1 protein-coding gene and 1 pseudogene are annotated in these 16413 nt (G+C 74.8%); both read right to left on the reverse strand.

What is annotated here, in order from left to right; translation table 11 throughout:
* Positions 1-89: 89 nt before the first annotated feature.
* Positions 90-11342 carry a type I polyketide synthase gene (locus MID12_RS00535; RefSeq protein WP_263164110.1) on the reverse strand — a complete coding sequence of 3751 codons (11253 nt, stop codon included), beginning with the start codon at positions 11340-11342 and terminating at the stop codon, positions 90-92.
* Positions 11343-11394: 52 nt separating this feature from the next.
* Positions 11395-16332: pseudogene (locus tag MID12_RS32210) on the reverse strand (type I polyketide synthase); the annotation flags it as partial.
* Between the last annotated feature and the right edge of the window lie 81 nt (positions 16333-16413).

Below are 16413 nucleotides of genomic sequence, written 5' to 3' on the forward strand. Positions count from 1 at the left end.
GCGGCGGAGGGCCGGGCCCGCCGCGGCCGGTGCCCCGGGTTCGGGGCACCGGCCGGACGGACTCCGGCCGGGGACTGGTGTGGTCGGGGTCAGGAGGTGCCGAGCTCTTTGTCGAGCAGGGCGAACATGTCGTCGGCGGAGGCCGACTCCAGGTCGCCTTCTTCGGCGTCCGCTGCGGTGTCGGCGGGGTTCTGGCCCCAGGTCCACAGCAGTGCTTCGAGCCGCTTCTTCAGCTTGGTGCGGGTGTCGCTGTCCGGCTCGGAGGCGGCCAACGCCCCTTCCAGGCGGTCGAGTTCGTCGAGTACGGAGCCGACGGGCTGCGCCGAGTCGGGCAGGACGGCGGCCCGCAGGTGCTGGGCGAGGGCGGTCGGGTTGGGGTAGTCGAAGACGATGGTGGCCGGGAGCTTGTGGCCGGTGGCGGCGCCGAGGCGGTCCCGCAGCTCGACCGCGGTGAGCGAGTCGAAGCCGAGGTTCTTGAAGGCCCGCCCGGGCTCGATGTCCTCCCCGGAGGCGTGCCCGAGGACGGCGGCCACCTGTCCGCGTACCAGGTCGAGCAGGATGGCGTCCCGCTCGGCCGGGGTCGCGGCGCCGAGCCGCTCGGCGAGCTTCGCGGCGGCCCCGCTCGCGGCACCGGTCTCCGCGCTGTCCTGCTCGGTGGCCTTCAGCGCCCGCACGGCCTCTGGGATGCCGGTGATCAGCGGGCTCGGGCGGCCGGAGGTGAAGCCGGGGACGAAGCGCTCCCACTCCACGTCGGCGATGGCCCGGAAGACCTCCTCGTGCTCCACGGCCTGGACCATGGCGGAGAGGGCGAGTTCCGGTGCCATCTCCAGGACACCGCGCTTGCGCATGTACTCCTCGACGCCCTCGCCCTCCATCATGCCGCCGCCGCCCCAGGCACCCCAGGCCAGCGAGGTGGCGGGCAGGCCGCGGGCCCGGCGCCGCTGGGCGAAGGCGTCCAGGTAGGCGTTGCCGGGGGCGTAGCCGCTGTGCCGGCCGCTGCCCCAGACCCCGGAGTTGGAGGAGAAGAGCACGAAGGCGTCGAGCGGGGTGTCCCCGAGCAGGGCGTCCAGGTGCTCGGCGCCGCGGATCTTGCCCGCGTTGATGCGCCGGTAGTCCTCGACGGTGGTGTCCCCGATGAGGGTGGTCTGCACGATGCCGACCGCGTGCACCACGGCCCGCAGCGGCTGCTCCTCGGGGATGTCCGCGAGGACCGCGGCCAGCTGCTCCAGGTCGGAGACATCGCAGGCGGCGAGGGTGACCTCGGCGCCCGACTCCCGCAGTTCCGCGGCGAGTTCGGCCGCGCCGGGGGCCTCGGCCCCGCGGCGGCTGGTCAGCACCAGGTGGGCGGCGCCGTTGCGGGCCAGCCAGCGGGCGACATGGGCGCCGACACCGCCGGTGCCGCCGGTGACCAGGGCGGTGCCGGAGGGCTTCCACCGGCGTACCGGCTCGGCACCGGCCAGCGGGGCGCGGGCCAGGCGGCGGCCGAAGGCGCCGGTCTCGCGCAGCGCCACCTGGTCCTCGTCGCCGAGACCGGCAAGCACCCGGGCGAGCCGGTCGGCGGCCCGCTCGTCGAACTCCTCCGGCAGATCGACCAGACCGCCCCAGTCGCGGGGCTGTTCGAGGGCGGCGACCCGCCCGAAGCCCCACAGCTGTGCCTGCACCGGGTCGGCGGGCCCGTCGCCCGGGGTGGCGACCGCGCCCCGGGTGAGCGCCCACAGCGGGGCGCCCAGACCGGAGTCGGTGAGCGCCTGGAAGAGCACCAGGGTGCCGGTGGCCGCCGCCTCCCGCTCCTCGGCGAGACCGAGCAGCGAGAGCAGCCCGGCCGGTTCCTGCTCCGCCGCCTCGGTCAGCTCCCGGGCCCAGGCCTCGCGGTCGGGCGCGGCCGGGTCGAGCGTCACGGTACGCAGCCGGGCGCCGCGCGCCGCGAGCGCGTCGAGGACGGCCTTGGTCTCGCTCTCGGCCCCGGCGGGCAGTACGGCCAGCCAGTCCCCGTCGAGCTTCGCCTCCGACGTCTCGGCCAGCGGCGCCCAGTTGACCTCGTAGCGCCAGGAGTCGACGGTGGTCTGCTCGTGGCGGCCGCGGCGCCAGGAGGACAGCGCCGGGAGGAGTTCGCGCAGCGGCAGCTCCGCGTCGATGCCGACGGTGCCGGAGAGGGCGTCCAGGTCCTCGTTCTCCACCGCGGTCCAGAACCCGGCGGTCATCTCGTCCGCGAGCGGCGAGGCCGCGGCGGCGGTGCCGGACTCCAGCCAGTAGCGCTGGTGCTGGAAGGCGTAGGTCGGCAGGTCGACCACCCGGGCCCCGCGCCCGGCGAAGGCCCCGGCCCAGTCGACGTCCACGCCCCGGGTCCAGACCCCCGCGAGGGAGCTGTAGAACCGGGCGAGCCCGCCCTCCTCGCGCCGCAGGGTGCCCTGCGCGAGGACGTCCCGGCCCGCGGCCTCGGCGGTCTCGCTGATGCCGTAGGTCAGCACCGGGTGCGCGCTCGACTCCACGAACACGTCGAAACCATCGGCGATCAGGGCGCGTACGACCGGCTCGAAGCTGACCAAACGACGGCAGTTCTCGAACCAGTACGAAGCATCCAACTCGGCACCGCTCAGCACCTCGCCGTTGACCGTCGAATACAGCGGAACGGAGCCCTCACGCGGCTGCACGAACGACAGCAGATCGAGGATCCGCTCGTGCAGCGGGTCCACCTGAGCGCAGTGCGAAGCGACCGTCGAACCGATCACCTTCGCCCGGACACCCTCGGCCTCCAACTCCGCCACCAGCTCTTCCAGAGCCGCGACTTGACCCGCGACCGTCACCGAACGCGGACCATTGTTCCCCGCGATCGACAACACCTCAGCGTCACCGTTGAAACGCGCGATACGAGCCTCGACCTCAGCCGCAGGCAAGGAAACCGACGCCACCGCACCCTTGCCGACCAACTCATCCGCGAACAACTGCGAACGCAGCACCACCACTTGAGCCGCATCCCCAAGCGACAGAGCGCCGGACACGGCAGCAGCGGCGATCTCACCCTGCGAGTGACCGACCACCGCGTCCGGCACCACACCGGCGGCGCGCCACAGCGCGGCCAGCGACACCATCACGGTGAACAGCACCGGTTGGAGGATCTCGATGCGGTCGAGCGACGGAGCCTCGTCCGCACCCCGTACGACCGACTCCACCGACCAGTCCACGTACGCCTCGACAGCGCCCGCGACTTCGGCGAACCGGGCCGCGAACACCGGGGAGGAGTCCAGGAGTTCGACCGCCATCCCCGCCCACTGCGAACCCTGACCCGGGAAGACGAACACCGTCTTGCCGGAGAGGTCCGCGGCGCCGGTGACGACATTGCCCGCGGGCATCTGCTCGCCCAGGGCGCCGAGGCCGCCGAGGGCCTCCTCGCGGCTGCCGAGGACGACGACCGCGCGGTGTTCGAGCCGGGCGCGGGTGGTGGCGAGGGAGAGGCCGAGGTCGGAGAGGGAGAGGTCGTGGTCCTCGGCCAGGTGGGCGGCGAGCCGGGCGGCCTGGCCCTGGAGGGCGCCGGGGTTCTTGCCGGACAGCGGCCAGGGGACGGTCGGGGCGAGCACCTCCGCGAGGGCGGGGGCGTCCTGGCGGGCGGGCGCGCGGTCCGTGCCGTCCGGCCCGGCTTCGGCGGGCTGCTCCAGGATGAGGTGGGCGTTGGTGCCGCTGATGCCGAAGGAGGAGATGCCGACGCGGCGGGCGCGGCCGGTCTCGGGCCAGGCCCGCTCCTCGGTGAGCAGTTCCACCGCGCCCTGGTCCCACTCGATGTGCGGGGAGGGCGCGTCCACGTGCAGGGTCCTCGGCAGTACACCGTGCCGGAGCGCCATCACGGACTTGATGACGCCCGCGATGCCGGAGACGGCCTGGGTGTGGCCGATGTTGGACTTCAACGAACCGAGCAGCAGCGGGCGTTCCTCCTCGCGGCCCTGGCCGTAGGTGGCGAGCAGGGCGTGCGCCTCGATCGGGTCGCCCAGCTTCGTACCGGTGCCGTGGGCCTCGACCGCGTCCACGTCGAGCGCGGAGAGGCGGGCGTTGGCGAGGGCCTGGCGGATCACCCGCTGCTGGGAGGGGCCGCTCGGGGCGGTGAGGCCGTTGGAGGCGCCGTCCTGGTTGGTGGCCGAGCCGCGGACCACGGCGAGGACCTGGTGGCCCTTGCGGCGGGCGTCGGAGAGGCGTTCCAGGAGGAGCACGCCGAGGCCCTCGGAGAAGCTGGTGCCGTCGGCGGAGGCGGCGAAGGCCTTGCAGCGGGCGTCCGGGGCGAGCGCGCGCTGGCGGCCGAACTCCATGAACTCCACCGGGGTGGACATCACGGCCACACCTCCGGCGACGGCCATGCTGCACTCGCCCTGGCGCAGGGCGTTGGCGGCGAGGTGCAGGGCGACCAGGCCCGAGGAGCAGGCGGTGTCGACGGTGACCGCGGGGCCTTCGAGTCCGAAGGTGTAGGCGACGCGGCCGGTGATGACGCTGTTGGACAGGCCGGTGCCGAAGTAGCCCTCGACACCGTCCGGGATCTCGGCGAGTTCGGTGGCGTAGCCGGAGGGCACCGCGCCGACGAAGACGCCGGTCCTGCTGCCCTTGAGCGCGGCGGGGTCGATGCCCGCGCGCTCGAAGACCTGCCAGGTGCCCTCCAGGACGAGCCGCTGCTGCGGGTCCATCGCCAGGGCCTCGCGCGGGGAGATCCCGAACAGCTCGGGGTCGAACTGGCCCGCCTCGTGCAGGAATCCGCCCTCGCGCACATAGCTCTTGCCGGGGATGCCGGGCTCGGGGTCGTAGATTCCGGCGAGGTCCCAGCCGCGGTCGGTGGGGAAGGGGCCGATGGCGTCGCGGCCCTCGGTGACCAACTGCCACAGCGCCTCCGGCGAGTCCACGCCGTCCGGGAAGCGGCAGGACATGCCGACGATGACCACCGGGTCGCTGTCGTCGGCGACCGCGGTACGGGTCTCCTCGACGGTCTCCTTCGGTGCGGCGCCGAGGAGTTCGGAGCCGATCTGCCGGGCGAGCGCGGCGGGGGTGGGGTGGTCGAAGACGACGGTCGCGGGAAGGCGCAGTCCGGTGGCGGCGCCGAGCCGGTTGCGCAGTTCGACGGCGGTGAGCGAGTCGAAGCCGAGGTCCTTGAAGGCGCGTTCGGCGCCGACGGCGGCGCTGCCGCTGTGGCCGAGGACGGCGGCGGCGTGGGTGCGGACCAGGTCGAGCAGGGTGCGCTGCCGGTCGTCGGCGCCGAGGGCGGCGATCTGGCGGGCGAAGGCGGAGCCGCCCTCGGCCGCGGACTGGGCGATCCGGCGGCCCGGCACGCGGACAAGACCGCGGGCGAGCGCGGGGAGGGCGCCGGAGGCGGCCATCGCGCGCAGGGCGGCGCCGTCCATGTGGACCGGGGCCAGCAGGGGTTCGCCGCTGGCGAGGGCCGCGTCGAAGAGCCGCATGCCCTCCTCGGCGGAGAAGGCGACCATGCCGGAGCGGGCCATCCGGGCGACGTCCTCCTCGTCGAGGTGCCCGGTCATGCCGCTGGCCTCGCCCCACAGGCCCCAGGCCATCGAGGAGGCGGGCAGCCCCTTCGCCACCCGGTGCTGGGCGAGGGCGTCCAGGAAGGCGTTGGCCGCCGCGTAGTTGCCCTGGGCGGGGCCGCCGAGGACACCGGCCGCCGAGGAGAAGAGGACGAAGGCGGTCAGGTCCAGATCGGCGGTCAGCTCGTGCAGATGGGCAGCCGCCGTGGACTTGGGCCGCATGACGTGGTCGAGCCGCTCCGGGGTGAGCGAGGCGATCACGCCGTCGTCGAGGACACCGGCGGCGTGCACCACACCGCGCAGCGGGTGGGCCGCGTCGATGCCGTCGAGGGCCGCGGCGAGCTGTCCGCGGTCGGCGGCGTCGCAGGCCACCGCCCGGGCCGTGGCGCCCAAGTCGGCAAGTTCGGCGAGGAGTTCGGCGGCGCCGGGGGCCTCGGGCCCGCGGCGGCTGGTCAGCAGCAGCTGCCGTACGCCCTGCTCCCGTACGAGGTGCTTGGCGAGCAGTCCGCCGAGGGTGCCGGTGCCGCCGGTGATCAGGACGGTGCCCTCGGGGTCCCAGCCCCGCGGGAGGGTGAGGACCAGCTTGCCGGTGTGCCGGGCGGCGGCCATGAAGCGGAAGGCCTCGCCCGCGCGCCGGATGTCCCAGCCGCGTACCGGCAGCGGGGCGAGCGCGCCGGAGGTGAACAGCGGCAGCAGTTCGGCGAGGATCTCCGCGATCCGGTCCGGGCCCGCCTCCAGGAGGTCGAAGGCCCGGTAGCGGACGCCCGGGTGGGCCTCGGCCACGGCCTGCGGCTCGCGGATGTCGGTCTTGCCCATGTCGATGAAGCGCCCGCCGTCCGGCAGCAACCCCAGGGAGGCGTCGGTGAGTTCGCCGCTGAGCGAGTTCAGTACGACGTCCAGGGGGCCGGCCGCCGCGAAGTGCGCGGCGAAAGAGGCGTCCCGGGAGGAGCCGAGGTGGGCCTCGTCGAGTCCGGCCGCGCGCAGTGCTGCCCACTTGCCCTTGCTGGCGGTGCCGAAGACCTCGGCGCCGAGGTGGCGGGCGAGCTGGACGGCGGCGGTGCCGACGCCGCCCGCCGCGGCGTGCACGAGGACCTTCTCGCCCGCGCGCAGCCCGGCGAGGTCGACCAGGGCGTAGTAGGCGGTGAGGTAGGCGGTGGTGGCGGAGGCCGCCTGCTCGAAGCTCCAGCCGTCCGGGATGCGGGCGAGCAGGCGCTGGTCGGCGGTGGTGCGGGGGCCGAAGGCGCCGGGCACCGGGCCCATCACGCGGTCGCCGACCCCGAGTCGGGAGACGCCGGGGCCGGTCTCGACGACGATGCCCGCGGCCTCGTTGCCCATGGTGGCCTCGCCCGGGTACATGCCGAGGGCGATCATCACATCGCGGAAGTTGAGGCCGGCGGCGCGGACCGCGATCCGTACCTCGCCCTCACCGAGCGGGAGTTCGGCCACCGGTTCCAGGGCGAGGTCGTCGGGGGTGCCCGAACGCCCGGGAAGCAGCTGCCAGTTGGTGTCCTTCGGCGGCACCAGGGCGGCGGGTCCGCGCAGCAGGCGCGGGACGAGCACCGCGCCCGCGCGGACGGCGGCCTGCGGTTCGGTGTGCTCCGCGGCGAGGGCGACGGCGCGCGGGAGCAGCCCGGCCGCGTCCGGGTCGGCGGCGTCCAGGTCGACCAGGAGGATGCGGCCCGGGTTCTCCGCCTGCGCGGAGCGGAGCAGGCCCCAGGCGGTGGCGTGGGCGAGGTCGGTGACGTCCTCGCCGGGGCGTACCGAGACGGCGCCGCGGGTGGCGACCACCAGGCGGGAGTCCTCCAGGCGGCTGTCGGCCAGCCACTCCTGGAGCACGCCGAGGAGCTGCGCCGTGGCCCGGCCCGGCGCCTCGGCGAGGGAACCGCCGGAGGCCTGGCCGCCGAGCGGCAGCACGACGACCCCGGGGGCGGGCAGTCCGGCGTCGACGCTCTCGCCGAGCACGGCGACCTCGTCGAAGATCTGCGGGAAGTGGCCGAGCTGCTCGAAGGCGGCGAGCAGGTCGAGGCGGTCCTCGCCGAGGAGCGCCCAGTCGGCCGGGTCGGGCACCTCGCCGTCGAATCCGGCCTCGTTCCACTCCAGGCGGAACAGCGAGTCGTCCTGCGGGGCGGGGCGGCTGCTCAGCCGAGCGGTCTCCACCGGCCGGGAGACGAGCGAGGCCACCGAGGCGACCGGCTGTCCGGCGGCGTCCGCGATCTCCAGGGCGACGCCCTCGTCCCCGGCCGGGGTGATCCGCACCCGCAGCGAGGTGGCGCCCTGGGCGTGCAGGGTGACGCCGTTCCAGGCGAAGGGCAGCCGGACGCCCTCGCCGCCGGAGGCCGCGGAGACGAGACCGGCGTGCAGGGCGGCGTCGAGCAGGGCGGGGTGCAGGCCGAAGCGGGCGGCCTCGTCCTGGTGGTCGTGGTCGAGGGCGACCTCGGCGTAGACCTCCTCGCCGCCGGGGACCCGCCAGACCGAGGCCAGTCCGCGGAAGGCCGGGCCGTACTCGTATCCGGCGCCCGCGAGCCGCTCGTAGAAGTCCTCCAGGGCGACCGGTTCGGCGCCCGCCGGGGGCCAGGCGGTCAGCGCGGTGCCGGGGGCGCGGCCCGCGCTGCCGAGGAGTCCGGTGGCGTGCCGGGTCCAGGCGGTGTCCTCCTCGGCGGTCTCGGGCGCCGAGTACAGGCTCACCGGCCTGCGCGCGTCGGCCTCCGCGGGGCCGACCACGAGCTGGAGCCGCACCGCCCCGTCCTCGGGGAGCAACAGGGGTGCTTCCAGGGTGAGTTCGTCGAGGCGGTCGAGGCCGACCTCGTCGCCCGCGCGCACCGCGAGCTCGACGAAGGCGGTGCCGGGGAGCAGCACGGTGCCGCTGACCGCGTGGTCGGCGAGCCAGGGGTGGGTGCGCAGCGAGAGGCGTCCGGTCAGCACGGCCTGGTCGCCGTCGGCGAGGCGGACCGCGGCGCCGAGCAGCGGGTGGTCGGTGGCGCCGAGCCCGGCCGCGGCGACGTCGCCGGCACCGCTCGCGGCGACCTCCAGCCAGTAGCGCTGCCGCTGGAAGGCGTAGGTGGGCAGGTGGACGGCGGTGTCCGGGGCGGGTGCGGGGCGCACGGTGTCCCAGTCGACGGGCACACCGTGGGTCCAGGCCTCGGCCAGCGAGGTGAGGAAGCGGGCGGCACCGCCCTCGTCGCGGCGCAGGGTGCCCTGGGTGACCGCGGGGGCGCCCACCGCGTCGATGGTCTCCTGCACGCCGACGGTCAGCACCGGGTGGGCGCTCGCCTCCACGAAGGCGCCGTGGCCGCGGTCGAGCAGGGTGCGTACGGCGTCCTCGAAGCGGACGGTGTTGCGCAGGTTGCGGTACCAGTACTCGGCGTCCAGGTCGGTGCCGTTGACGAACTCGCCGGTGACCGTGGACAGGAAGGGCACCTCGGCGGTGCGCGGCGCGATGCCGGAGAGCGCGCTCAGCACCTCCGCGCGGATGTGCTCGACCTGGGGGCCGTGCGAGGCGTAGTCCACGTTGATCCGGCGGGCCCGGACCCCGTCCCGCTCGCAGGCGGCCATCAGCTCGTCCAGGGCCTCGGGGTCACCCGAGACCACCGTGGACTGGGGGCCGTTGACGGAGGCGAGGGCAAGGCGCTCGCCCCAGGCGGAGATCCGCTCCCGTACGGAGTCGGCGGCCTCGGCGACCGAGACCATCCCGCCCTTGCCCGCGAGCGCGAGCAGCGCCTTCGCGCGCAGCGCCGAGACCTTGGCGGCGTCGCCGAGGGAGAGCGCGCCCGCGACGGCCGCGGCGGCGATCTCGCCCTGGGAGTGGCCGATCACCGCGGCCGGGGCGACACCCGCCGCACGCCACACCTCGGCGAGCGAGACCATCACCGCCCAGAGCGCGGGCTGCACCACGTCGACGCGGTCGAAGCCGGGGGCGCCCTCGGTCTGCCGCAGGACGTCCACCAGGGACCAGTCCACGTACGGGGCGAGGGCGTCCGCGCACTCGGCGAGGCGGCTCGCGAACACCGGGGAGGAGTCGAGGAGTTCGACCGCCATCCCGGCCCACTGGGAGCCCTGGCCCGGGAAGACGAAGACGGTGCGGTCGGCGCCCTTGACGGTGCCGCCCTCGATCACTCCGGCGGCGGGTGCCGCCTCGGCGAGGGCGTCCAGGGCGGTGAGGAAGCCCTCGCGGTCCTCGGCGAGGACGACACCCCGGGACTCCAGGGCGGCGCGGCTGCGGGTGAGGGCCGCCGCGACATCGGCGGGGCGCAGGGCGCCCTCACCGCGGGTGAACTCGGCCAGCCGGGCGGCCTGTCCGCGCAGCGCCTCGGGGAGCTTCGCGGAGACGGTCCACGGGATGAGGGCGCTGGTGAGCGCGGCCGGGACGGTCTCGCCGGGTACGGACTCGGGGGCGCCCTCGGGCTGCTTGTCCGGGGCCGCGGGGGCGGTCTCGGGCGCGGCGGCCGGGACGTGCTGTTCGAGGATGACGTGGGCGTTGGTGCCGCTGATGCCGAAGGAGGAGACGGCGGCCCGGCGCGGGCGGTCCTCGGGCGTGCTCCAGGGGGTGGCCTCGGTCAGCAGGGAGACGGCGCCGGAGGTCCAGTCGATGTGCGGGGAGGGCTCGGCGGCGTGCAGGGACTTCGGCAGGACGCCGTGCCGCATCGCCATGACCATCTTCATGACACCGGCGAGGCCCGAAGCGGCCTGGGTGTGGCCGATGTTGGACTTCACCGAGCCGAGGCGCAGCGGCTCGGCCCCGGTGCGGCCCTGGCCGTAGGTGGCGAGCAGGGCGCCCGCCTCGATGGGGTCGCCGAGGGCGGTGCCGGTGCCGTGCGCCTCGACCACGTCCACGTCCTGGGTGGTGAGCCGGGCGTTGGCGAGGGCCTGCTTGATGACGCGCTGCTGGGCGGGGCCGTTGGGGGCGGTCAGGCCGTTGGAGGCACCGTCCTGGTTTGTGGCCGAGCCGCGGATCACGGCGAGGATCTCGTGGCCCTTGGCCTCGGCGTCGGAGAGCTTCTCGACCAGGAGCATGCCCGCGCCCTCGGCGAGGGCCATGCCGTCGGCCGCGGCGGAGAAGGCCTTGCAGCGGGCGTCGGCGGCCATGCCGCGCTGCTCGCTGTAGCCGATGAACTCCAGCGGCGTCGACATCACCGTCACGCCGCCGACCAGGGCCATGCTGCACTCGTCCTGCCGCAGCGCCTGCGCGGCCATGTGCAGGGCGACCAGACCGGAGGAGCAGGCGGTGTCCACGGAGACCGCCGGGCCTTCCAGCCCGAAGGTGTACGCGATGCGGCCGGAGACCACGGCGGAGGCGCTGCCGGTGGTGAGGTGGCCCTCGTAGCCCTCGGGGATCTCCGGCAGGGACCAGCAGTAGTCGAGGTTGTAGCAGCCGACGAAGGTGCCGGTGCGGCTGCCGCGCATCGCGTGCGGGTCGATCCCGGCGCGCTCGAAGGCCTCCCAGGCGGCCTCCAGGACGAGCCGCTGCTGCGGGTCCATCGCCATCGCCTCACGCGGCGAGATCCCGAAGACGGAGGGGTCGAACTCGCCCGCCTCGTAGAGGAATCCGCCCTCGCGCACATAGGTGCGGCCGGAGCGCTCGGGGTCCGGGTCGTAGATGGCGTCCAGGTCCCAGCCGCGGTCGGTGGGGAAGGGCCCGATGGCGTCGCCGCCCTCGGAGACCAGCTGCCACAGGTCTTCGGGTGAGGAGACCCCGCCGGGGAAGCGGCAGGCCATGCCGACGATCGCCAGCGGCTCGTGGCCGGCGTCCTCCACCTCCCGCAGGCGGCGGCGCGTGTCGTGCAGATCGGCCGTGACCCACTTCAGGTAATCGCGGAGCGTCTCTTCTTTCGCCATGGGGGACCTCTCGAAAATGGAAGTGGGAAATGCTGACCGATCCGAGGACGCCCTACTCGGGCCTTCCGAATTCCTCACGGATGAAGGCGAAGATCTCTTCGTCGGAAGCCGAATCGAGCTTTCCGCTCACCGACTCCTCGTCGGCGGCGGCCTGGGCGTCCTTGAAGCGGGACAGAAGTCCTTCGAGGCGCCGGGTGAGGTTCTTGCGTTCGTCCTTGTCCAGGGCGACGGACAGCAGGTCCGCCTCCAGCTGGTCCAGGCCCGACTGCACCCCGGCGGCGGTCGCCTCCTGGCGTGCCCCGGCCAGCAGGTGATCGCGTACGTAACCGGCCATCGCGGCGGGCGTCGGGTAGTCGAAGACGAGGGTGGCAGGCAGGCTGAGGCCGGTGGCGGCGCCCAGGCCGTTGCGCAGGCCCACCGCGGTGAGCGAGTCGAAGCCGAGGTCCTTGAAGGCGCGTTCGGCGTCGACGGCGCTCGCGGAGGAGTGCCCGAGGACGGCGGCGGCGTGGGCGCAGACCAGGTCGGTGAGGGCCCGGTCCTGTTCGGCCGGGGAGAGCCCGGCGAGCTTGCTCCGCAGGGCCTCGGCGGCGCCGGGATCGGCCCCGGTGCCGGTGTCCTCGGCCAGGCCCCGGCCGAGGCCGCGCACCTCGGGCAGGTCCGAGAGCAGCGGGGCGGGTCGCGCGGAGGTGAACAGCGGCCAGAACCGCTCCCAGTCCACGTCCGCGACGGCGATCGCGGTCTCCTGCCTGCCGAGGCTGAGCCGCAGCGCCTGCCAGGCGGTCTCGGGGTCGAGCAGCGGCAGTCCGCGGTCCGCGGAGCGGGCCTGGAGTTCGGCGGCCTCCGCCGGGTTCTGCTCGGCGTCGAAGAGGTCCCAGACGCCCCAGGCCACCGAGGTGGCGGCGAGTCCGCGGGCCCGGCGGCGGGCGGCGAGCGCGTCCAGCTCGGCGCTCGCGGCGGCGAAGGCGGCGTGCTCCCCGCCGCCCCAGTAGGAGGTGACCGAGGAGAACAGCACGAAGGCCTCGACCTCCTCGCCGAAGGCCTCGTCCAGGGCGCGTGCCGGGACGGTCTTCGCCGCGGTGGCGGCGGCGAGGTCGGCGGCGGTGGTCTCGTCGAGCGGGGCGAGGTCGGCCCGGGTGGCGGCGTGGAAGACCCCGCGGACGGGGGCGCCGTCCGCGGCGGCCGCCTCCGCGAGGGACCGCAGCGCGGTGACGTCCCGGCCGTCCCACTCCGCGAGCGTGACCTGGACCCCGGCTTCCTCCAACTCCCCCACCAGCGCTGCAGGTTGCTCCTCCCCGCCGGGCACGGTGAGCAGCAGGCGCTTGGCGCCGGAGGCCGCGAGCAGCAGGGCGGTACGGGCGCCGACGGGCGCGGTCGCGCCGGTGACGAGCACGGTGTCGGCGGGTTCCCAGGGCCGCACCTCGGAGCCGGGCAGCGGGGCGCGCGCCAGTCGGCGCACATAGGTGCCGGTGGCCCGCAGCGCGAGCTGGTCCTCCTGGCCCGCGAGCGCGGCGGCGAGCCGCCCGGGCAGGTTCTCGTCCGGCTCGGCGGGCAGGTCGACGAGGCCGCCCCAGCCGCCGGGCCGCTCCAGGGCGGCGACCAGGCCAAGGCCCCAGGCCCCCGCCTGCGCGGGGTGTGCGGGCGCTTCCTCGGGTCCGGTGCCGACGGCGCCGCGGGTGGCGACCCACAGCGGCGCCTCGCACTCCGCGTCCGCCAGGGCCTGGACAAGCGCCAGGGTGGTGGCGGGCCCCCGCTCCGGCTCCGCGGTGGCGAGCAGCGAGAGCACCCCGGCGAAGGGGCCGTGCTCGACCTCGGCGCCCAGCAACTCCCGTACGAGGGCTCCGCGTTCGCCCTCCCCCGTGAGGGTCAGCGGGTGCACGGCGGCGCCGTGCGCGGTGAGCGCCGACTCCCCCGTCTTCAGGATCTCGGCCTCGACCCCGTCCCCGGTGACGAGCAGCCAGGTCCCCTCCAGGGCGGGCGGCGCGCTCTCGGCCAGCGGCTGCCAGTCGATCCGGTAGCGCCAGCTGTCGACCTCGCCGCGCTCCCGCCTGCGGCGCCGCCAGGAGGAGAGTGCCGGGAGCAGCTCCGCCAGGGGCGCGCTGTCCTCCAGGGCGAGGGAGCCGGAGAGCGAGTCAATGTCCCCGTTCTCCACGGAGTCCCAGAACTCGGCCTCCACGGCGTCCACCGGGGCCTGGACCGAGCCGGTCCGGGCGCCGTGCAGCCAGTAGGTGCGGCGCTGGAAGGCGTAGGTCGGCAGATCCTCGGCCGGGGGCGCCGAACTGTCCGTGACGATGGCCCAGTTGACGGGCACACCACGGGTCCAGGCCTCGGCGAGGGAGGCGAGGAAGCGGGCCGCGTCGCCGTCCTCGCGGCGCAGGGTGCCCTGGACGAAAGCGGGCGCGCCCGCCGCGTCGATGGTCTCCTGCACGCCGACGGTCAGCACCGGATGGGCACTCGCCTCCACGAAGGCCCCGTGGCCCCGGTCCAGCAACTGCCGTACGGCGTCCTCGAATCGGACCGTGTTGCGCAGATTGCGGTACCAGTACTCGGCGTCCAGCTCGGTGCCGGTCACGAACTCACCGGTCACCGTGGACAGGAACGGCACCTCGGCCGTGCGCGGCTCGATACCGGAGAGCGCGCCCAGGACCTCGGTCCGGATCTTCTCCACCTGGGGGCCGTGCGAGGCGTAGTCCACATTGATCCGCCGGGCCCGCACCCCCTCCGCCTCACAGCCCGCCATCAACTCGTCCAGCGCCTCGGGATCACCCGAAACCACCGTCGACTGCGGACCGTTCACCGAAGCGAGCGCAAGCCGCTCACCCCAGACCGAAATCCGCTCCCGTACGGAACCGGCCGCATCCGCGACCGAGACCATCCCGCCCTTACCCGCCAGCGCCAGCAACGCCCGCGCCCGCAACGCCGAAACCTTCGCCGCATCCGACAGGGACAACGCACCGGACACCGCCGCAGCCGCGATCTCACCCTGCGAGTGACCGATCACCGCGGCCGGGGCGACACCCGCCGCACGCCACACCTCGGCAAGCGACACCATCACCGCCCACAGCGCGGGCTGCACCACATCGACGCGATCGAAACCGGGAGCGCCGTCCGCCTGCCGCAGGACATCCACCAGGGACCAGTCCACGAAGGGGTCCAGCGCCTCCGCGCACTCCCCCAGACGAGCCGCGAACACCGGGGAGGAATCCAGGAGTTCGACCGCCATCCCCGCCCACTGCGAACCCTGACCCGGGAAGACGAAGACGGGGCGGTCGGCGCCGCTGACCGTGGTGCCTTCGAGGATGCTGGCCGCCGGGGTGCCCTCGGCGAGGGCGTCCAGGCCGGTGAGCAGGGCGTCCTTGTCGGGGGTACCGGGGGTGCCGGAGGTGCCGGAGGTGAGGACCGCGCCGCGGCGTTCCAGGGCGGCGCGGGTGGTGGCGAGGCCGAGGGCCGCGCCCGGGAGTGCGGTGGCGGTGGTGGAGGCGTAGGCGTGCAGGGAGCGGGCCTGGCCGCGCAGTCCCTCGGCGGTACGGCCGGAGAGGAGCCAGGGCAGCGCGGCGCCGGTGAAGACCGCGGCGGGTGCCTCGGCCGCCGGCTCCGGGTCGGGCTCGGGGGCGTACTGGACGAGGACATGGGCGTTGGTGCCGCTCGCGCCGAAGGAGGAGATCGCGGCGGTGCGCGGCTCCTCACCGGGGACGGACCACTCGCGCTCCTCGGTGAGCAGGGCGACGGCGCCGGAGGACCAGTCGACCTCCGGGGTGGGGGCGTCGATGTGCAGCGACTTGGGGAGCACGCCCTCGCGTACCGCCATGACCGCCTTGATGACACCCGCGACACCCGCCGCGGCGGCCGCGTGGCCGATGTTCGACTTCACCGAGCCGAGCCAGAGCGGGCGCCCCTCCGGGCGGCTGCCGCCGTAGGTGGCGAGCAGGGCCTGCGCCTCGATGGGGTCGCCGAGGGTGGTGCCGGTGCCGTGCGCCTCGATCAGGTCGACCTGGTGCGGGGAGAGCCGGGCGTTGGCGAGGGCCTGCTCGATGACGCGCTGCTGGGAGGGCCCGTTGGGGGCGGTGAGCCCGTTGGAGGCGCCGTCCTGGTTGATCGCGGAGCCGCGGACCACGGCGAGCACCCGGTGGCCGTTGCGCCGGGCGTCGGAGAGCCGCTCCAGGAGCAGCACGCCGACCCCCTCGGACCAGCCGGTGCCGTCGGCGGCGGCGGCGAAGGGCTTGCAGCGGCCGTCCGGGGAGAGGCCGCGCTGGCGGCTGAACTCCACGTACACGTCCGGCGTGGACATGATCTGCGAGCCGCCCGCGAGCGCGAGGGTGCACTCCTTCTGCCGCAGCGCCTGGACGGCCAGGTGCAGGGCGACCAGGGAGGAGGAGCACATGGTGTCGAGGGAGACGGCGGGGCCCTCGAATCCGTAGGTGTAGGAGAGCCGGCCGGAGGCGACGGCGGTCGCGATGCCGGTCATGAGGTGGCCCTCGACGTTCTCCTCGGCGCCCTCCCGGTCGCTGCCGTAGCCGGTGTAGGTGGTGCCGACGAAGACGCCGGTGCGGCTGCCGGCGACGGCGGCCGGGTCGACGCCCGCGCGCTCGAAGGCCTCCCAGGAGGTTTCCAGGAGGAGCCGCTGCTGCGGGTCCATGGCGAGGGCCTCGCGCGGGGAGATGCCGAAGAACTCGGCGTCGAAGTCGCCCGCGTCATGGACGAAGCCGCCCTCGCGTACGTAGCTGGTGCCGAGCCGGTCCGGGTCGGCGTCGTAGAGCGAGGCCAGGTCCCAGCCGCGGCCGGTGGGGAAGCCGGTGATGGCGTCCCGGCCCTCCCGGACCAGCTGCCACAGGTCCTCGGGCGAGCGCACGCCACCGGGGTAGCGGCAGGCCATGGAGACGATGGCGATCGGCTCGGGCTCGTCCGCCTCGGCCTCGCGCAGCTTCTGCCGGGCCTGGCGGAGTTCGGCCGTCACCCACTTGAGGTGATCGAGAAGCTTCTTTTCGTTGTCCATCTGGCGGGAGCTCCTTGGGTTCCGGCAGGTGCTGGGTGGTGTCTTCGGGTCCGGTGCGGTGTCCGCGGCGGGCGGTACGGG

Source organism: Streptomyces sp. SCSIO ZS0520 (assembly GCF_025643355.1).
GTDB lineage: Bacteria > Actinomycetota > Actinomycetes > Streptomycetales > Streptomycetaceae > Streptomyces > Streptomyces physcomitrii.